The sequence below is a fragment of the Pseudoxanthomonas composti genome, assembly GCF_004122095.1.
GTDB classification, from domain to species: domain Bacteria; phylum Pseudomonadota; class Gammaproteobacteria; order Xanthomonadales; family Xanthomonadaceae; genus Pseudoxanthomonas_A; species Pseudoxanthomonas_A composti.
The window spans coordinates 60,077-77,277 of the sequence record NZ_SAWZ01000007.1 but is presented as its reverse complement, the minus strand read 5'-3'; the positions used below and the strand labels follow the sequence as shown (position 1 = coordinate 77,277).

Here is a 17,201-nt window from a genome sequence, read left to right as displayed (position 1 = left end):
CCACATGTCCGCGGCGCCTGAGGCTGGCATGCCGCCGAGCGCGGGTTGACGGTTACACGGCAGTGGTGGATGGAAGAGCGCCATCCACCCTACGGTAGGGTGGACAACGCGGAGCTTGTCCACCGAGGCGCCCGTTGTGGCAAGGCAGAGTAGCGTCGCCGGACGCGGCTATGCGCTTGGAAGGCTGGGGTGTCACGCCTGCGTTTCCGTTGGCGGCGGTGGTGGATGGAAGAGCGCCATCCACCCTACGGTAGGGTGGACAACGTGAAGCTTGTCCACCAAGGCGGCCCGTTGTGGCGAGGGCACAAGGTGGGCGTGCATGCGTGGGGCTTGGTGTTTGGAAGGCTGGGGTGTCACGCCTGGGTTGTTCGGTTGGCGGCGGTGGTGGATGGAAGAGCGCCATCCACCCTACGGTAGGGTGGACAACGCGAAGCTTGTCCACCGAGGCGGCCGCTGCGGCAAGACCAGGAAAAAGCCGCGCGCGAGCCAGAGGCTGCTCACTCGATCAACCGTGCTGCACGGGATCCGATGCTGGTGAGTCGGCATCGGATCTTCATGGTCATCCGGGGGCAACGTTAGGTCTGTGGGATGGAATCGGCCCCCGCGCGTTGGCGCCGTCGGCGCTGGCCGACGTCCGCTCGCGCGCCCGGTGAGCGGGCCGATTCGCCCCGCTAGGGCTCGAGGGCGATCACCATCCCGCCATCGTGCTCCAGCCGGGAAAGATAGCGGCCGGCATCCAGCAGCTGATAAGGGAAGTACAGCCCCGGCGCGGTCGGGGGCTCGCCATCCAAACCGGTCAGGCGTTCGATCAGCAGGGCGATGCTCATCCCGGTCAGCTCGGCGGCGCCGCCGGGATGCATGACCGCGTGACGGGTACGGATGGCATTCCCCGCATGATCCTGCCCGGCGAGCTCGATGACGATCTCGGTGGAGAACGCACCTCCCGCGCGCCGGCTCGAACTGACGCCCATGGCGAGGTCGAACTGCACATCTTCCGCGCCGGTGGCCGCGGCCAGGCCGACCACGTCGATCGAGGAAAAGCCCGTGGCCTCCACCTCGCTCCCGTCGATGGCCTGAAACACGCGCTTGGCCTCATCGCCCTCGCGCCAGAAGAAAGCGCCATCCCGGCGGCTGAGCGCCTGCGGCATCAGCTTGTTCAGATGCTCGAAATCGGCCGCGACCGCGGGGCCGCCGGCATCCTGCTCATCCACCAGTGCACCGATGCGGATGCTGTCCACCCGCGCGAAGGCCTTTGCCAGTTCCAGCGTGGGCACCGTGGTGGCCCCGACCAGCCACTCGTAGCCGAGCACCACCGGGGCCGCGCCAGGCCGGTGCATGACCGCGGCGATCTCCGGTGCAATCTCAAACACGCCGGAGGAGATGCTCAGGTGGGCGATGCCGCGCGCCTGGGCAAAACGCAGGCCGGCCAGCGAATGATCCATATACAGCACCACCACGGCGCTGACCGGGCGCTCACCCAGTCCCAGGTCGGGCGCTTTCAGGTCCAGCGCGACACCTTCGGCCCCGCCCATCTCCGCGGCGGCCTTGCGGGCCTTGCCCAGGTCGCGTCCGCCGATCAGAAACGGAACGTCCGGATGAATCTTGCGCATCGCGCGCACGGTCTGGTGCCCGATCGCACCAGAACCACCCATCAGCAGGACGGGATTCGAGTTCATGTCGCCTCCTCCAAACATAGTCAACCTACGATTGGTAGGTAAGCTAGCAGCTGCGCGCCAGAAAAGCTACCATTCGTAGCTTGAGTGGTTTGGAGATTCCCGCTTGCCGTCCAGACGTCCGCCCCCGCCGCCCCCGACCCCGCGCCGGCTATCCAAGGACGAGCGGTACCGGCAACTGTTGCGCACTGCCCAGGCCGTGGTGCGCGAGGAAGACGCGGACAAGCTGACGCTGGCCTACCTGGCCGAGCGCGCGGGCGTTTCCAAGCCGGTGGTCTACGACCACTTCCCGACCCGCTCGGCCTTGTTGATCGCGCTCTACCGCTGGATCGACACCGAGCGCGTGAACGCGTTCCGCGAGGCGATGTCATCCACCACGCGCAGCCTTGAGGAAACGGCGCAGCTGCTGGCGCACGCTTACATCGAGTGCGCGGCGGACAACACCGGCGAGTTCCATGCCGTCGGTGCGGCGCTCGCCGGCAGCCAGGAGAAGGCGGCGGTGTTCCAGGAGCTGCTGGACCAGTGCGTGGAGATGTTCGTGGCCATCCTGGCGCCATTCGTGGGCCGGCCAACCCAGGCGCTGCGCCGCCGCTGCGTGGGCCTGGTGGGCGCGGGCGAGGCGCTTGCCGGTGCGGCGGTCCGGGGGCGCTGGAGTCGGGCCGAGGCCACCGCGACGTTCGCGGCGATGATCCTGGGCGTGGCCAAGGTCGAAGCCTGAGCGCAACAGGGGCAGGGGAGTCCGGTTGCTCCAGGGGCGCGTCCGCTACCCCTGCGGCATTGCGGCGTGACGCGCGGTGCTGCGCGGCGGGGCGCTATTCAAGCGCCTGCCCGCGCCGGTGCGCCCGCCGCCGGGCTAGACTGCGCCACGTTCAACCGGGGAGTTCCACCGTGCTCAAGCCTTTCAGCATCGCATTGCTGGCCGTCGCGCTGGCCGCATCCACCGCGCAGGCGGCCGAGCCGAAGCTGCCGGCGCAGCAGGCAAGCCTGCTGTCCAGCGTTTCCGCCGACAGCATGCGCAGGGATCTGTCCTTCCTGGCCTCCGACGCGCTGGAAGGGCGCGGGACGCCTTCGCGCGGGCTGGATATCGCGGCCGAGTACATCGCTTCGCAGTTCCGCGCCGCCGGGCTGGAGCCCCTGGGCGATGACGGCTATTTACAGACCGCGGACTGGCGCAAGATCGCCCCGGAGAAGGAGCGCGCCCAGTACGCCGATGCGCCCGCCCCGCTGACCGTGCGCAACGTGGTGGGCGTGCTGCGCGGCTCTGACCCGCAGCTCAGCAAGACCTACGTGCTGGTCACCGCGCACTACGACCACCTGGGCATCAAGAAGGGCGAGGGCGAGGACCCCATCTTCAATGGCGCCAACGACGACGGCAGCGGCACGGTCTCGGTGATCGAGCTGGCCCGCGCGTTCGCCGCGCAAAAGACCCGGCCCAAGCGCAGCATCGTGTTCATGACCGTGTTCGGTGAGGAGCACGGCCTGGTGGGCTCGCGCTACTACGGCGCGCATCCGCTGGTGCCGGTGGCCGACACCGTGGCCAACATCAACCTGGAGCAGGTCGGCCGCACCGACGACAGCGAGGGGCCTCAGGTTTTGGCGGCCGCCATCACCGGCGCGGATTATTCGGAGGTGGGCGATGTGCTGCGCAAAGCCGGCCAGGCCACCGGCATCGGCATGACCAAGCACCCGGTCAACAGCGACCGCTACTTCGCCTTCAGCGACAACCAGGCCCTGGCCGACCTGGGCGTGCCGGCCCACACCATCAGCGTGGCGTACGCGTTCCCCGACTACCACGGCGCGGCCGACACCTGGGACAAGATTGACTACGCCAACATGGCCGCCATCGACCGCACCGTGGCGCTGGCGGTGTCGATGATCGCCAACGACCCCAAGGCACCGCGCTGGAACAGCGGCAACCCCAAGGCGGCCAAGTACGTGGAAGCGGCGGCGAAGTTGCAGGAAGGCAAAGGGTCGAACTAAGGCGCAGCCGAGCCCGGGCCTGTGCTTGAGGTGATCTGTCGAGATCATGGATCGCCTGGAGCATAAGGGTCGCTGCGCTTGGCCAAGGACGACCCTCGGTAATGTGGCGGCAATTTTTTTTGGGGAGCGGCTTCAGCCGCGAAGAGGCCTTCCCGGTAGAGCCCCTTCGCGGCTGATGGCCCTAGGCCACCCGGAGCCGCTCCCACAAAGGCCGCTCTCACACGAGCCGCTTCCACCAGATCCACTGCTGCGCGAGCGCGATGGGCGTGGTTTGCCGCACGTGCGCGCCCTCATTCCGGCAAACGCAGCGCCTGGCGGTCGGCGGTGGCGGCGGCCAGTTCGGCGCGGGCCGAGGCGATGCGGGCCTGGGCGTCGATCAGACGCACCCGGGCATCGTTGGCGGTTTCCTCGCGCTGGTTGACCAGGAAGAAGTCGCCCGAGCCCAGTTCGAAGCGCCGACGTTCGGCCGCGGCCAGGCGCTCGGCCAGGCTGTACTCCTCTTCGGCGATGGTGGCCAGGCGCTCGCTGGCGCCGACGCTGATCACCAGCGATTCGACTTCCACCGCGATCTGGTCGCGCAGGTAGCGGCTGCGCTGGTCCAGGGCTTCCAGTTCGGCGCGTGCCTGCGCCAGGCGGCCCTTCACCGCGCGGTTCTGCAGCGGCACGCTGAAGCGGAAGCCGATGGAGGCATCCAGCGGCGAGCGACTGGGGCCACCCTCGCCCACCGGCCCCAGGTCCTTGCTCACTTCCATGCGCAGGTCCAGGCGCGGGGCCAGGTCGTTGCGGGCCAGCATCAGCTGCGCGGTGGCCTGGTCGATCTTGGCCAGCAGGGCGCGGTAGTCCGGGCGTTCCACTGGCGCGGCGATGCGGGTCACGCCGGCGAGGCTGTGAAGGGCGTCGGTGGTGGCCGGCAGGCGCTCGGCCGAGACCGTCACCGGGGCGCCATCGGCATCGCGCAGGTACAGCGACAAGGTGTTGGCGGCGCGGGCGAATTCCTGCTCGGCGCTGACCACCAGGGCGCGGCGCTTGACCAGGTTCTGATCGTTCTCGGTCAGCAGGATGGACGGGCGCGCACCCAGCTGCACCAGCCGGCCCAGGGCCGCGCGGCGCTGCTCGGACAGCTGCAACAGTTCGCGGTAGGCGCGCAGCTTCAGGCCGGCGGCGACCCAGGACTGGTAGGCCAGGGTGGCGCGGCGCTGCACGCCCACGGCGACCATCTGCGCCTCGTAGCGGGCGATATCGATGTCCATGCTGGCGACGTTGCGCTTGGTGCGGCGCTCGTCGATCACCCGATCGCGCAGCAACGAGAACAGCGCGCCGACCTTCACCTCGCCGGCGCGGTCGGTGTAGGACTGGTCCTCGTAGATCGGGAAGCGGCCATCGGAGATGCGATAGCCGCCATAGACGTAGCCGCCGTTGTTGGTCAGCGGCTGGGTGGCGCGGCTCTCCACGTAGTCGCCGTCGTAGTAGCCCTCCACGCGCGAACGGCCATCGACGTTGAAGACCATGTCGAAGGCGCCATCGGCCGACAGCCCCTTGCCTTCGGCCTGGCGCACCTTAGCCAACGCCTCGACGATCTGCGGGGCCGAGTCGGCTGAGGCGCGCAGGACTTCGTCCAGGGTCAGCGGCGCGGCCTGCGGATCGGCCTGAACGGCCGGGGGCGACATTGCGGGCGAGACCTGGGCCAGTAGCGGCAGCGGCGCGCCCAGGGCCAGCAGCAGGGCCAGGCGCAGGCTCATTTCTCGCCGCTCCCTTCGTCCTTGTCGTCCTTGGCCGCCTTGCCGCCCTTGTCGCTCTTGCCGGACTCGCTGGCAGGGGCATACGGCGAGCGCCCGAACTCCAGCGGAAAGCCGTTCAACTGGCGCCACAGCTCATAGCCGACCAGCACGGTCTCGCCCTGGATCCAGCCGCGGACCTTGGCGCCGGGGCGGGCGAAATCCAGCCCGGGCCAGGCCGGCTTGCCGGGCATGGGCTCGACCAGCACCCGGAATAGGCCGCTGGGCAGCGCGTTGGGGTCGACCATGCGCACCCGGCCATCGAACATGCCCTGGGCGACGGAGGGCCAGCCGCTGAACTGGATGGCCGGCCAGCCTTCGAACTCCAGCCGCACCGGCCGGCCAGGCCGGACCAGCGGCACGTCGCGGCCGGCGATGTACAGCTCCACGGTGCGCTCGACCTGCTCCGGGGCGATCACCGCCAGCACCGTGCCGGCCGAGACCAGGGCGCTGTCGCTGGTGGCATTGAGCTGCTGCACGCGGCCATCGCGCGGGGCGCGCACGGTCTGCGCCGACTGCCGGCGCAACTGGATATCGATGCGCGTCAGCTTGGCCTGCGCCTCGGTCAGCTTGGCATCGGCATCGGCCACCTTGATCTGGGTCAGCTCGTAGTCACGGCGGCCGGCCAGGCCTTCCAGCATCAGCTGGCGGGTGCGCTCCACGTCGATGGCGGCCACGCTGCGGGCCTGCTGGATGGCGGCGATGCCGGCCACGGTCAGGGCGCGCTCGCTGGCCAGACGCTCCAGCAGCTCGGGGTCCAGGTCGGCCACGCGCGCGATCGGGTCGCCGCGCGAGACCCGCTGGCCATCGTGCACGTACCAGTGTTCCACCCGGCCCTGGACCAGCGAGGTGACCTGCTGCTGGCGGTCGCCCGGATCGGTGGCCACCACCTGCCCGCCGCCATGGGCGGTCTGCACCCAGGGCACGAAGGCCAGGATGGCGATGGTCAGCAGCACCACCAGCACCAGGATCCAGCCCACGGCCGAGGCCGTGCTGGGCACGCGCATGGCCGCCAGCGTCTTGAAGTAGCGCGATTGATCAGCCGCGTTCGGCATGGCCGGTCTCCTGCTGCTGCGTGGCGGCGACCAGGGCCGCGCGGTGGGGCAGGCGCTCCTGCCGGGTGGGGGTGATGAACATCCACCCGTCAAGGCTGATGTCCTCGGGGCGACCGGTGCACAGCAAGGTGGTGGTGCCGGCCTCTTTCAGCTGCCCCAGCACGTCGACCAGGCGCGCGGTCGGCAGCAGGTCGTAGATCTGCGCCAGCATCAGCACGCGCGGGCGCACCAGCAGGGCGTTGGCCAGCTTCAGGGCCATCACCTCGTTGATGGCCAGGGGCGCGCCGGAGGTGGCCAGGCGCGTGTCCAGCCCTTGCGGCAGCGAGGCCAGGCGACCGCGCAAGCCGACGCGGGTCAGCGCGTCGAGCATGGCGCTGGAGCTGACCTCGGGCGAGGCCATACCCAGGTATTCGCGAATGGTCATCTCGCCGATGGTCGGGCGGTTGAGCACGATGACCTGCGAGCGCAGCAGGGGCATGTCGAAGGCGGCCATGTCCGCACCGCCCACCATCACCAGCCCGCGGTCGGGCACCACGTGGCGCTTGAGCAGCATCGCCAGCGGCTGCTCGGCGCCATCGGCGGTGCAGACCACCAGCTGCTCGCCGGGGGCGAGTTCGAAATCGAAACGCGCCTGTTCCACCACCACGCTGTCCAGGCGCAGGGCGCTGTTCTCCGGTGCGCAGCCCGGGGCGGTGATCACGCGCTCCTGCGGGATCGCGTACAGCAGCGAAAGCTCCTCGGCGCTGGCGACCAGGTCGTACAGCGTGTCCAGGTACCAGCCCAGCCGCGAGATGCCGTAGAACACCGCACTGAGGATCAGCTCGGCCGCCACCAGCTGGCCGATGGAGAGCTCGTTGCGCAGGATCAGGTTGCCGCCCAGCGCCAGCAGCGCGGCGCTGGCCAGGGCGTAGAGCAGCAGGAAGCCGATGGTCTGCTTGAAGGTGTAGCGGAAGTAGCGCTGGTGCTTGTCCACGTAGGCCGCGGTGACCGTCTCGGAGCGGCGCATCGCAAAGCTGAAATAGCGGCTGGATTTGTAGAAGCCGTTGGAGCCGCCGATGCTTTCCAGCCAGCGGGCCGCATCGTGCTTGGCATGGCTCAGCGCGACCGCGGCGCGGATCGAGCCGCGCGACCAGATCGCCCAGATGCCCAGGATCACCAGCATCAGCAGCGCGTTGAAGGCCAGGAAGAAGGGGTGGTAGAAGCTGGTCACGGCCAGCCCGACCGCCGACTGCAGCAAGATGGTGAAGGCGCCGATCACCAGGCTGGGCACCGCCTTCTGCACCACCACCAGGTCGAAGAAGCGGTTGAACAGGTCGGTACGGCCCTGGTCGGAGAAGAACGGGTTCTGCGCGTTGACCACGCGGGTGGTCATGTCCGCCACCACGCGCGCGAACAGGCGCCGTTCGAACAGCGCCATCACCCAGAAGCGCATGGCGCTCAGGCCGGCCACCAGCAGCAGCAGGCCCAGCAGCAGGCCTGACAGGGTCCACAGCGGCGCGGGCAGGGCGGTGTTGGCGACGCTGTTGATCAGCAGCTGCACCGAGATCGGCGTGGCCAGCGAGAGCAGGCTGATGGCCACGCCGTAGACCATCACCAGGCGCAGGTAAGGCGTGTCCGGGCCGATGATTTCCTTCAGCCAGCCCAGGGCCTCCTTCCATCCGATCCGCTCTTGCGCCATCTCAAGCATCCCAGTGTGCAGTGCAGCAAATTGTGCCTGCGTGGCGGATCGGCGCAAGACATGCGCCCTTATGTTTTTGATTACATTTTCCTATGCTGCCACGTCCTTCAGCAGGCGGGCGATCAGCTTGAAGGCCGGCGCCCGCCCGGCGCCCTGGCGCCACAGCAGGCCGATATCGCGGTAGTAGCGGGCACCCTTGACCGGTCGCACCACCACGTCGTCGCCCTCGCGCACCTCCTGCCTGACATACAGGTCAGGAAGCAGCGCCAGCCCCATGCCCATGCCGGCCATCTGGCGGATGGCGTCCAGGCTGGTGCCTTCGTAATCGCGCAGCACGGTGGCGCCGACCTCGTGGGAGATGGCCGCGATCTGCTCGGCCAGCCGGTACTCGGGCATCAGCGTGAGCAGCTGCGCCCCGCGCAGGTCCGCCGGTGTGATGACCTGCTTGCTGCGCAGGGGGTGATCGGCGGCCATGGCCACGTGCAGGGGCTCGCGGAACAGCCGCTCGCTGTGGAAGCTGCGCCCCTGCACCGGCAGCTGCGCCAGCACCACGTCGTGCACGCCGCTGGCCAGGCCCGAGGCCAGCACCGGGGGCAGGCCTTCGCGCACGTGCACGCGCAGGGCGGGATGTTCGCGGTGCAGGCGCGCCACCAGGCCGGGCATCAGGTAGGCGCCCAGGGTGGGCGAGACGCCCAGGCGGATGGTGCCGGTGAGGGTGTCGCCGGCGCCGTGGCGGACTTCTTCCAGGTCGGCCACGTCCAGCAGGATGCGGCGGGCCCGTTCCAGCAATTCACGGCCCAGCGGCGTGGGGATGGCCGGGCCGCCGCGTTCGAACAGCGGGGCTTCCAGGATCTGCTCCAGGGCGCGGATCTGCTGGGACAGCGAGGGCTGGGACACGCCCATGCGTTCGGCCGCGCGGGTGAAGCTGCCGGACTCGGCCAGCGCGACGAAGTAGCTCAGCTGGCGCAGCGTGGTTCTGGGGCGGGGCATGGGGCGGACTCCGGCAGCGACGGGCGGACGCGCTCCCGCTGCGGATGCGGCAGGCCGGACAGGACGGCGCCGACGATGCGCTCATGCGCGACGGGAACGCGCGCGACGGGGACGCGCGATGAAAGACAGCAGGATACAGGGGCGTGGCGGCGGTCCGGGTCGCGCGCCCTGGTCGCAACGCTCAGAATAGGGCGCCGGATGCGGGCCTTACCCGCCGCGCCGGCTTCCAGAACGCCAGAAGGATCCACCGCATGTCCCTGCATCCCGATTTCCCCGTGGTCGAAGGCCGCCACCAGCTCACCCCGGACTGGGCCATCACCCTGGCCGCGCCGTTCAACCGTCGCATCGAGGATGGCGACCTGGTGCTGTGGCGCCCGGGCCTGACGGTGTGGATGACCATCTGGCTCAACGATGAGAACGCCAGCATCGAATCGCGCGTGGAGGACCTGAAACAGCACATGTCCCCGGAAGCGACGGACATCGAGCAGCATGCACAGGGCCAGACCGTGTACTACGCCTATCGCTTGGCCGAGGAGCCGGACGAGGATACCGATGACGGGCGCCTGCCCGGCTACTACGGCTATGCCTTCGCGGCCGGCAGCCATGTGCAGATGGCCGTGTACTTCGACGAGGAAGCCGAGGCCGAGGCCGCCCGCGCGCTGCATCGCAGCCTGGAGTACGCGGGCCAGGAGTGAGCGGAGGCAGTTGAGGAGTGAGCGGAGAGAAGTGAGGAGTGAGCGAAGGCGGCGACCTGCTCCCAGAGCATCGCGGCTCGTTTCTTTCTGCTGCTCTCTTTCCACTGCTCCTTGCGATTGTCGCCTGCGCGCTGCCCGCTCATTCCTCACCATCTCTACCGACTCTGCGCTTTTGCTCACTCCTCACTCCTCGCCCTACCCCTCACTCCTCAAATTCCACGCCCCACCCCTCACTCCTCAGCGTCACGCCCCAACGCGTTACTCTTCCACGCCCCGCATCACCGCCCTCCGCCATGCCCGCTCCACGCCCTCGCTTCACTTACCGCCTCGCCTTGCGTCCCGTGGACGAGCAGATGTCCTCGGCCGAGCTGGCCGCCGCGGTGCAGCGCGTGCTGTTGTCGCTGGGCGACAGCCGGCATGGCGTGTCCATCGTCAAGATCCAGCGCCCACCGAAGCAGGACGGCACTGGGTTGTACGTGGAAGCCACCGCGTCCGGCCCGGAGGGCTGGTATCTGGATGCGGACGATGAGCTGCTGAGCCAGGGCCTGCGCGCTGAGCTGTTGCCCTGAGTCCGCCACCGCGCGGCGTCGGCATGCGCAATCTCAATGCCGGCGGTGGTCCTCACTCGGCTGGCCGCGGTGTGTAGCCCCGCCCCTGCATGCGTTCGGGGTGGAACACCAGATTGTCCACGTCGTCGAAATTGAAGCGCGTGGTCATCGCCTTCCAGATGGCCCTGGCCGATGGTGCGCTCAGCGCGTTGGCGCTGACGGCATCGGCGGTACCCACAGGGAAACTGATCGTGATCCACTGCGGTTTGGCACTGCGCGTGGCCGCGTAGACCTCCGGAGCGATCGTGTAGACCGGCCAGCGCGCCCCCTTGTGCCCGGGGCCGAACGGATCGTAGTCGGCATCGCCGGTGCCGCTGAACACGTCGAGGCCGAACTGCGGGGCGTTGAGAGAAGCCGGCGCGTCGAGGCTGCCGCGATACTTTGCACGGGTACGCGCAATGACGCCCAGCTGCGCCTGCAGCTGCGCATCGGTGTTGTCGCCCTTTTCATGCGCGCGCCGACAGCCGGCTTCTGCCACGTCCAGGGCTTGCCCGCGGGTGAGCGGGGTCACGGGGATACGGTCGACGCCCAGCATCACGTGCACGTAGGCCCCGGCGACATAGGTCAGGCGTCCGCCGGCGATGCGCTGGACTTCGGCCCTGGCCGCGTTGAACCGGGCCGCGTCCGCGTCGACGGGATTGCCGGCGGTGTCGACCGCCATGGTCACGTAGAGCGCGGTGGGCGTGTCGAACCACCCCAGTCCTTCCATGCCGGGAATGGTGTTGGCGGCGATGCTGATGTCCTGGGACGCGGCCGGCTGGGCACGCTTGAGCCTGGACAGGCTGTGGCTGGCATCGGCGTAGGCGGGTGTCCAGTAGCGCAGGCTGGTGGTCCAGCTGACCGGCATGTAGAAGCGGGGGTTGGCCTTCTCCGGGTAGATCGAGAACCAGGGCTCGACCACCGCGCCCACCGGCTCGGGATAGCTCGCGCGGATCCAGTCGGCGAATCGCCGCATCATCTCCAGCCGCGCAGGCGTGAAGTTGGGATTGCCTTTGGCCTGCGCCGCATTGGGCGTATTGCCCTTGGGCGGCAGCTGGGACGCGTAGCCGGTGACACGGCTGCGCAGCTCCATCAAGCCAGGGTTGGCGTCCTGTGCCAGGACGGGCGCAGCCAAGAGCAGCAGGGCAAGCGAGCGCGTGCGTTTCATCGGACGGGACACCATGACGGGAAAGACGCCTGACGATCACGATGAAACGCGGCCACAGGGGACATGGCGGTGGCTGGTTCTTCGGAATCCCCTCCGCGCGTGACGGCGCAGGTTCCATGGCTCGGCCTTGCAAGCGACCGCCCGAGGAGCGCCGCGAATCGACACAGGTGGAAGCAGTGCGCGATCTGGTGGCGCGCCTCATCGCCAGCGTGCGATGGCGACGGTTGAGGGTGGCATGCCGCCAGGGTCGCGTTGCCTGTTGCCGAGCGATGTCTGATGCATGGTGATGGTGGATGGAAGAGCGGCATCCACCCTCGTAGGGTGGACAACGCGAAGCTTGTCCACCGCGGCGTCGGCGTGGGTTAGGCGCAGATGCCGCTACGGCGACGTGTCTGATGCATGGCGATGGTGGATGGAGGAGCGTCATCCACCCTACGTCGGGTGGACAACGCGAAGCTTGTCCACCGCGTCGCCGGCGTGGGTTAGGCGCAGATGCCGCTATGGCGACGTGTCTGATGCATGGCGATGGTGGATGGAGGAGCGTCATCCACCCTACGTCGGGTGGACAACGCGAAGCTTGTCCACCGCGTCGTCGGCGTGGGTTAGGCGCAGATGCCGTGATGGCGACGTGTCTGATGCATGGCGATGGTGGATGGAAAAGCGTCATCCACCCTACGTGGGTGGACGATGTGGAGCTTGTCCACCGTGGCGCGGGCAACGGGAGGCGCTGCCGCCGTGCGGGAGCGGGTGTGTCATGACAGGCAACTGCCGTCGACAGCCTGATGCCTTAAGCTTCGCGTCGGGTCGTTCAAGGAAGATGCACGATGAATCTGGTCAAAGTCGGTTTTCTGGGGTTGCTCGCCGCGGTGGCTTTGCTGGCTGCAAGGGCCTACCTCAAGGAGGCCGAGCCGAGGGTGCTGGCGTCCGCTTCATTGCCACGCACGGGTCAGGCAGGTGGCGCGCGCGGATTCGTGCAGATGCCTTTGCCGGATGGACTTCCCGGCGACAGGGTGGTGATCTTCGCGCCGGCCGACTGTCCCTCCGCCGCAGCTCAGCGTGCCGACGCGCTCGCACGTCATCTGGACAAGGCCGGCATTCCCTACCAGCACTCCCAGGAAGCCAGCTTCAGCCATCTCGCCTCCCGGGAGGAAGCCGATCGTGTCGCGGCGGTCATGCAGGGGGGAATCCCGGTGGTCTTCGTCCGGTCGCGAGCGCGCGCCAATCCTGCGGTCGAGGAGGTCGTTGCCGAGTACCGTGCCGGTGGCATGCGATAAGCACGGCATGTGTCGGCGTTGCCCGGCGTGCATCATCGTCTGTAAATGAAAAGGCCGCCCAGTGGGCGGCCTTTCCTTACGCGCGTGTGTCGGATCAGGCGGCGCGCTTCATCGCCAGCTTGCGGTCGCGCATGATGCCGTGGGTCTGCACCACGTCCGGCATCAGGGTCTCGATGGCGCGTCGGGCTTCGGGCGTAGTGTCGGCATCGGCCACGGTCTCGCGGAACGCCTTCAGCAGGCGGTCCTCGGACTCCTCCAGCTCGGCGACATAGCCGTATTGGGTGTCACCCAGGGCGGCGCGCGTCTTGCCGTAGAACTCCTGCAGGGAGCCGACCAAGGTGCCGTGCTGGGCCGGCTCCTTGCCATTGGCGGCCACCACGCGGCTGAGCTGGTCGACGATGTTCTGCTTGGTCGCGGCGATCTTGTTGAACAACTGCGCCAGTTCCGCGTCCTTCACCTTGGGCGCGGCGTCGGTGTAGAAATCCTGGCCGTCGCGGGCGATCTGGATCAGGTCGTTCAGGCTGTGGGCCGTCTTGCTGGCAGTGCTCATGCGTGCGTCCTCCGGTTGTCTTGGGGAATGTGGGGTCTGCATCGACCCTGCGCATAGGCTGCAAGCTGCAGGCTCACAAGCTCGTGAGCGCGTACCTTGCCCGGGGCACACATGGGCTTAGCATTCGCTGCATCCACGCATTTGCTCAAAGGTGGTCATGCCGCTGCATGAGGCAATTGCTGCGGGGCCGCTTGTGCTTTGCGGGCCAGGACCGTTGGATAGGGCCAACCGCGTGCACGAGACACGCATGGAAGCTTGAGATGACCGAGTTGTGGCAACAGAACCTAGCGCTGGTGTTGTTCCTGCCGTGGTACGCCATCCTGCTGTGGATGTTCTGGATCACCCCGCGTGCGGCGCGCGGGCGGCCGGGTAAGCGCGGCTTCGATGTGGCAGCGATTGTGGTGGCCGTACTGGCTTCCGGGATGGCCATGCGCTGGGGGTTCGCCCTGGGGGCCGATCAGGCTGGGGCGATGTGGCGCCAGATCCTGGCCACGGCGCTGGCCTATGGTGCGTTCCTGGCGGTCATGGCGGTGGCTTGGGGCGTGCGCGCGCGCTGGCTGCGTGCGGGCGAGGAGTGAGCGAAGAGGAGTGAGCGGGCAAGCGGGACCGGCGCGATGCAGACCAAGCGAAGCTCCCACGCGCTCTTGGCTTGTTTGCATCGGGCGTGGATAGGCTAGAGCGCCACCAGCGATCACTTCATCAGCGCTTCCAGTGCCGCGGTATCCAGGTAGGCCACAGCACGGATGATTTTTCCTTGTGCCAGTGTCAGCTGCCAGGCGTAGTGGTTTCGGTACGGCCTGCCATCCAGCGCGGTGGCCTGACCTTCCCAGAAGACCACGACTTCATCGCCCTGGGCCACGATCTGCCGCAGCGTTGGCGTGATGGGCGTGCGCAGCTTGCGCGTGATCGGCGCGACGGCCTCCTGCAGGAACGCCTGCCGGCCACGATAGGTGCCCGACACGCTGCTCACGCCGGCCACGGTCCACACCACGTCGGCGTCCAGCAGATCGAACACACTGCCCTGGCCAGCGCGCCACTGCTCGAACGCGGTGCTGACCACGGCGGCGTTGCGCGCAGGGCTGTCTTGCGCCTGGGCCAGGGCGGCGCTGGGAAGGCCGAGCATCAATGTCGCGATCAACAGGCAACGTGCGGCCAGGAAAGGCGTGCGCATCGTGAAGCTCCATAACGAAGAACGATGCGGTCGATGATGCCGCGCCCTGCCGTCAGCGCCTTGGCCGTTCCTGCCCGATGCTTGCCCATTGCTGCCAGGCGCGGGAACGGCCAGGACGCCGCCCCGCGCGCTGCGGGTGCTGGCGGGCCACGACGGCCCGCCGTGGTGCTCAGTCCTTGAGCTCGTCCGGCACCTTGCCGCCGTTCTCGGCCAGCTTCTTCATCACGGCCTTGTGCAGGGCGATGTTCTGCTCGGCGCTGCCGTGCGCGCCGGCCTGCACGCCCAGCTCGGTGGCCAGTTCCTTGCGCGCATCCAGGCTGGAATCCAGGTCCAGCAGCTTGAGCAGATCCACGATGGAATGCTGCCAGTCGCTCTTGCCGCCCTTCTGTGCGGCCAGTTCGGTCAGCACGGCCGCCACATCCACTGGCTCGGCTGCCGCCGGCGTGGGCGAGGGCGGGGCGGGCGGGGCGACATCGGCGGTCTGCGCGCTGCCGTCGATGAAGATCGGCGCGGGTTTGGCCGGCGCGGCCGGCGCGGCCGGTGTGGCCGGTGTGGCGGCCTTGGCATGGCCAAAGATCTTGTCCACGATGCTGGAGAAGAGGCCCATTGCGATGTCTCCTGGATAAGGGTGGAGCGCAGAGGCTATCGGCGCCCGTGCTCAGGCCGCATGAAACCGGCGCGTCGTGCGTGTTACGGCGCCAGCGGGATCGGGGTGAAGGTGGCCTGGGTGAGCACTGGCGATTGCCACTCGTCCTTGCCGCCATGGCCGGCGTACCAGCTGCTGCCATCGCGCTTGATCAGGTAGACGCGGTGGCCCAGCGAGTAAACCAGGGCGATATCGCGCACGGTCAGGCGCTTGGGCTGCTTGACGTAGCCGGTCTTCTGGCCCAGGCCCAGGGTGCCCCAGTCGGTGTTGCCCCAGCCCATCGCGCTGCCGTCCTCGAACAAGGCGATGGCATTGCACACGGACAACTGCACCGCCTTGGGCGCGCGCACGCCGGCCACGGGCAGCGGCCTGGCGGAGAAGCGCTCAGGCGGATCGTCCTGCAGCCCATCGCCGAGCATGTAGCAGCGACGGCTGCCCCAGGCCAGCAGCGTGCCGTCGCGGCGGACGGCCATCGAGACATTGGCACCGGCGGCGACCGTGGTCACGTCGCTGAGCCCCTCGACCGGCGCCGGCAGGTCCAGCGGCGGCTCCTGCACCGGCTGTCGGCCCAGCTCGCCGTAGCGATTGACCCCCCAGGACAGCACCGTGCCGTCCCGGCGCAGGGCCAGGGTGTGCGAGGCGCCCATGGCGACCTGGGTGATGTCGGTGGCCCCGGGCACGCGCACCGGCGTCAGCGCGGGCGGGCTGGCCTCGCCCCAGCGCTTGTTCGCCAGGCCGTCGCCGATCTTGCCGCCACCGCGCTGGCCCCAGGCGCGCAGGCTGCCGTCTTCAAGCAGGGCGATGGCAGTGCTTTCCCGAGCGTAGAGGTGGCGCACTGGCGGCAGCGGCACCTGGACGACCGTGACCCCCGCGGAGGGCACGGGGCGGCCACCGCCCAGGCCCACCTGCGCGCCCCAGGCCAGCACGCGGCCGTCCTCGGTCAGCGCATAGCCGTTGGTGCCGCCGCCGGCGATCTCGCGGATGCGGGCCGGCAGCGGAATCAGCGTCGGCCGCGCCTCCCGGCTGCTGCCATGACGCTGCGGATTGGGCCCCAGCTGGCCCTCGTTGAATTCGCCCCAGGCCACCACGGTGCCGTCCTCGCGCAGGGCCAGCATGTTGGCGCCGGAGCCGCTGAGTTGAATGATGCGCGGCTCGGCCGCGCAGGTCGGCAACGGGCGCAATAGCAGCAGGGCGGACAGCAGCAGGGATGCGATCATGGCAGCGCGCATGACGGACTCCGGCAGGCAGGACCTGTCAGATCACGCAAAACCGCCCGCGCAGGGGACATGCCGGTCAGTAGGGCGGCTTGCGCTTGTCACGCTGCGTGCGCGCCGCTTCGGTCCACCAGGCCAGGTCGTCGGCGAAGCGGGCAAAGCTCTTCTCCAGCGACTTGCCGGCCTCCTCGATGGGCTGGCCCTGGGCGTCCAGGGTCTTGCCGATGGGGCCCACGGTCACGGTGCTGGAGATCACCACCATGCCCATCTCCGAGAGCGTGCCGTACCAGGCGAAGCTGGCGCGGGCCCCGGACAGGCGGCCGGCCGAATAGCTCACGATGCCGGCAGGCCGCCAGAACCACTCTTCCAGGAAATGGTCGGTGAGGTTCTTCAGGCCGGGCTGCAGCCCCCAGTTGTACTCGCCGGTGACGAAGACGAAGCCGTCGGCAGTGCGGATCTTTTCGGCCAGCGTCTCCATCGCCTCCGGCGCCTGGCCCTTGGGATATTCCTTGTACATGCGGTCCAGCATCGGCAGGTCCACCGCCTTGGCGTCGATCAGCTCGGCCTGCGCGCCGCGCGCGTTGAGCGTGCGCACCGCGTACTCGGCCAGGCGGATGCCCATGCGGTCGCTGCGATAGGAGCCGTAGAACACGAGGATGCGGTCGGACATGGGGCGGCCTGCGGCTGGGAGAGTGGCCCATCATCGCAGCCTGCTGCGCAAGGTTTCGTTGACGGGCTGCGCCGG

Annotated in this window: 17 protein-coding genes; 6 read left to right on the top strand and 11 right to left on the bottom strand. The window is 68.7% G+C overall.

The features are described from left to right. Window positions 1-671 precede the first annotated feature (671 nt). Complete coding sequence (locus EPA99_RS13550) at window positions 672-1,676, bottom strand: NAD(P)-dependent oxidoreductase (RefSeq protein ID WP_129471768.1); 1,005 nt, start codon at window positions 1,674-1,676, stop codon at window positions 672-674. Window positions 1,677-1,779: 103 nt separating this feature from the next. Between EPA99_RS13550 and EPA99_RS13545 the strand changes: the two genes are divergently transcribed. Then, window positions 1,780-2,391 (top strand): TetR/AcrR family transcriptional regulator, encoded by a 612-nt coding sequence (locus EPA99_RS13545; protein WP_206733762.1) that lies wholly within the window; start codon window positions 1,780-1,782, stop codon window positions 2,389-2,391. 170 nt (window positions 2,392-2,561) lie between these two features. Next, a complete protein-coding gene (locus EPA99_RS13540) occupies window positions 2,562-3,653 on the top strand; it encodes a M28 family peptidase (RefSeq protein WP_206733761.1) in 1,092 nt (363 codons plus the stop codon). A gap of 290 nt (window positions 3,654-3,943) precedes the next feature. Here EPA99_RS13540 and EPA99_RS13535 read toward each other — a convergent pair whose 3' ends face one another. The 4 genes from EPA99_RS13535 to EPA99_RS13520 all read right to left on the bottom strand — a co-directional run bounded on the left by EPA99_RS13535 (window position 3,944) and on the right by EPA99_RS13520 (window position 9,151). Continuing rightward, entirely contained in the window at window positions 3,944-5,320 is a 1,377-nt protein-coding gene (locus tag EPA99_RS13535) for a TolC family protein (RefSeq protein WP_129471873.1), read from the bottom strand. A gap of 68 nt (window positions 5,321-5,388) precedes the next feature. Continuing rightward, window positions 5,389-6,483, bottom strand: a complete 1,095-nt coding sequence (locus EPA99_RS13530) for an efflux RND transporter periplasmic adaptor subunit (protein ID WP_129471767.1) — start codon at window positions 6,481-6,483, stop codon at window positions 5,389-5,391. After that, the gene (locus EPA99_RS13525; RefSeq protein ID WP_129471766.1) at window positions 6,467-8,161 is read right to left on the bottom strand and encodes an ATP-binding cassette domain-containing protein; all 1,695 of its coding nucleotides are present in this window, start codon (window positions 8,159-8,161) and stop codon (window positions 6,467-6,469) included. Before EPA99_RS13525 ends, EPA99_RS13530 begins: the two co-directional genes overlap by 17 nt. A 90-nt stretch (window positions 8,162-8,251) precedes the next feature. Beyond that, window positions 8,252-9,151 carry a hydrogen peroxide-inducible genes activator gene (locus tag EPA99_RS13520; protein WP_129471765.1) on the bottom strand — a complete coding sequence of 300 codons (900 nt, stop codon included), beginning with the start codon at window positions 9,149-9,151 and terminating at the stop codon, window positions 8,252-8,254. Between the two features lie 251 nt (window positions 9,152-9,402). Between EPA99_RS13520 and EPA99_RS13515 the strand changes: the two genes are divergently transcribed. Then, entirely contained in the window at window positions 9,403-9,846 is a 444-nt protein-coding gene (locus EPA99_RS13515) for a hypothetical protein (RefSeq protein ID WP_129471764.1), read from the top strand. 341 nt (window positions 9,847-10,187) lie between these two features. After that, a complete protein-coding gene (locus tag EPA99_RS13510; protein ID WP_241688400.1) occupies window positions 10,188-10,415 on the top strand; it encodes a hypothetical protein in 228 nt (75 codons plus the stop codon). Window positions 10,416-10,467: 52 nt separating this feature from the next. On the opposite strand, the gene EPA99_RS13505 is transcribed toward EPA99_RS13510, so the two are convergent. Further along, window positions 10,468-11,601: a hypothetical protein gene (locus EPA99_RS13505; protein WP_129471762.1), complete on the bottom strand. Its 1,134-nt coding sequence runs from the start codon at window positions 11,599-11,601 to the stop codon at window positions 10,468-10,470. Between the two features lie 824 nt (window positions 11,602-12,425). Here EPA99_RS13505 and EPA99_RS13500 point away from each other — a divergent pair. Next, entirely contained in the window at window positions 12,426-12,875 is a 450-nt protein-coding gene (locus EPA99_RS13500) for a hypothetical protein (protein WP_129471761.1), read from the top strand. Window positions 12,876-12,969: 94 nt separating this feature from the next. Here EPA99_RS13500 and EPA99_RS13495 read toward each other — a convergent pair whose 3' ends face one another. After that, on the bottom strand, window positions 12,970-13,425 hold the full coding sequence (locus tag EPA99_RS13495) for a PA2169 family four-helix-bundle protein (RefSeq protein WP_129471760.1): 456 nt from the start codon (window positions 13,423-13,425) through the stop codon (window positions 12,970-12,972). Between the two features lie 260 nt (window positions 13,426-13,685). Between EPA99_RS13495 and EPA99_RS13490 the strand changes: the two genes are divergently transcribed. Continuing rightward, window positions 13,686-14,003 carry a hypothetical protein gene (locus tag EPA99_RS13490; protein WP_129471759.1) on the top strand — a complete coding sequence of 106 codons (318 nt, stop codon included), beginning with the start codon at window positions 13,686-13,688 and terminating at the stop codon, window positions 14,001-14,003. A 113-nt stretch (window positions 14,004-14,116) separates the two neighbouring features. On the opposite strand, the gene EPA99_RS13485 is transcribed toward EPA99_RS13490, so the two are convergent. The 4 genes from EPA99_RS13485 to EPA99_RS13470 form a co-directional block, all read right to left on the bottom strand. Beyond that, a complete protein-coding gene (locus EPA99_RS13485) occupies window positions 14,117-14,596 on the bottom strand; it encodes a nuclear transport factor 2 family protein (RefSeq protein ID WP_129471758.1) in 480 nt (159 codons plus the stop codon). Between the two features lie 169 nt (window positions 14,597-14,765). Beyond that, window positions 14,766-15,203 (bottom strand): DUF3597 domain-containing protein, encoded by a 438-nt coding sequence (locus EPA99_RS13480; protein ID WP_129471757.1) that lies wholly within the window; start codon window positions 15,201-15,203, stop codon window positions 14,766-14,768. Between the two features lie 83 nt (window positions 15,204-15,286). Further along, on the bottom strand, window positions 15,287-16,459 hold the full coding sequence (locus tag EPA99_RS13475; protein WP_164978657.1) for an RCC1 domain-containing protein: 1,173 nt from the start codon (window positions 16,457-16,459) through the stop codon (window positions 15,287-15,289). Window positions 16,460-16,535: 76 nt separating this feature from the next. Beyond that, window positions 16,536-17,126 carry an NADPH-dependent FMN reductase gene (locus EPA99_RS13470; RefSeq protein ID WP_129471755.1) on the bottom strand — a complete coding sequence of 197 codons (591 nt, stop codon included), beginning with the start codon at window positions 17,124-17,126 and terminating at the stop codon, window positions 16,536-16,538. Window positions 17,127-17,201: the final 75 nt, after the last annotated feature.

Excerpts from the sequence above, each read along its gene's own strand:
- EPA99_RS13550 (WP_129471768.1), bottom strand. The coding sequence starts at position 1,676 with ATGAACTCGAATCCCGTCCTGCTGATGGGTGGTTCTGGTGCGATCGGG.
- EPA99_RS13535 (WP_129471873.1), bottom strand. The coding sequence starts at position 5,320 with ATGTCGCCCCCGGCCGTTCAGGCCGATCCGCAGGCCGCGCCGCTGACC.
- EPA99_RS13530 (WP_129471767.1), bottom strand. The coding sequence starts at position 6,483 with ATGCCGAACGCGGCTGATCAATCGCGCTACTTCAAGACGCTGGCGGCC.
- EPA99_RS13525 (WP_129471766.1), bottom strand. The coding sequence starts at position 8,161 with ATGGCGCAAGAGCGGATCGGATGGAAGGAGGCCCTGGGCTGGCTGAAG.
- EPA99_RS13520 (WP_129471765.1), bottom strand. The coding sequence starts at position 9,151 with ATGCCCCGCCCCAGAACCACGCTGCGCCAGCTGAGCTACTTCGTCGCG.
- EPA99_RS13515 (WP_129471764.1), top strand. The coding sequence starts at position 9,403 with ATGTCCCTGCATCCCGATTTCCCCGTGGTCGAAGGCCGCCACCAGCTC.
- EPA99_RS13505 (WP_129471762.1), bottom strand. The coding sequence starts at position 11,601 with ATGAAACGCACGCGCTCGCTTGCCCTGCTGCTCTTGGCTGCGCCCGTC.
- EPA99_RS13500 (WP_129471761.1), top strand. The coding sequence starts at position 12,426 with ATGAATCTGGTCAAAGTCGGTTTTCTGGGGTTGCTCGCCGCGGTGGCT.
- EPA99_RS13495 (WP_129471760.1), bottom strand. The coding sequence starts at position 13,425 with ATGAGCACTGCCAGCAAGACGGCCCACAGCCTGAACGACCTGATCCAG.
- EPA99_RS13490 (WP_129471759.1), top strand. The coding sequence starts at position 13,686 with ATGACCGAGTTGTGGCAACAGAACCTAGCGCTGGTGTTGTTCCTGCCG.
- EPA99_RS13485 (WP_129471758.1), bottom strand. The coding sequence starts at position 14,596 with ATGCGCACGCCTTTCCTGGCCGCACGTTGCCTGTTGATCGCGACATTG.
- EPA99_RS13480 (WP_129471757.1), bottom strand. The coding sequence starts at position 15,203 with ATGGGCCTCTTCTCCAGCATCGTGGACAAGATCTTTGGCCATGCCAAG.
- EPA99_RS13475 (WP_164978657.1), bottom strand. The coding sequence starts at position 16,459 with ATGATCGCATCCCTGCTGCTGTCCGCCCTGCTGCTATTGCGCCCGTTG.
- EPA99_RS13470 (WP_129471755.1), bottom strand. The coding sequence starts at position 17,126 with ATGTCCGACCGCATCCTCGTGTTCTACGGCTCCTATCGCAGCGACCGC.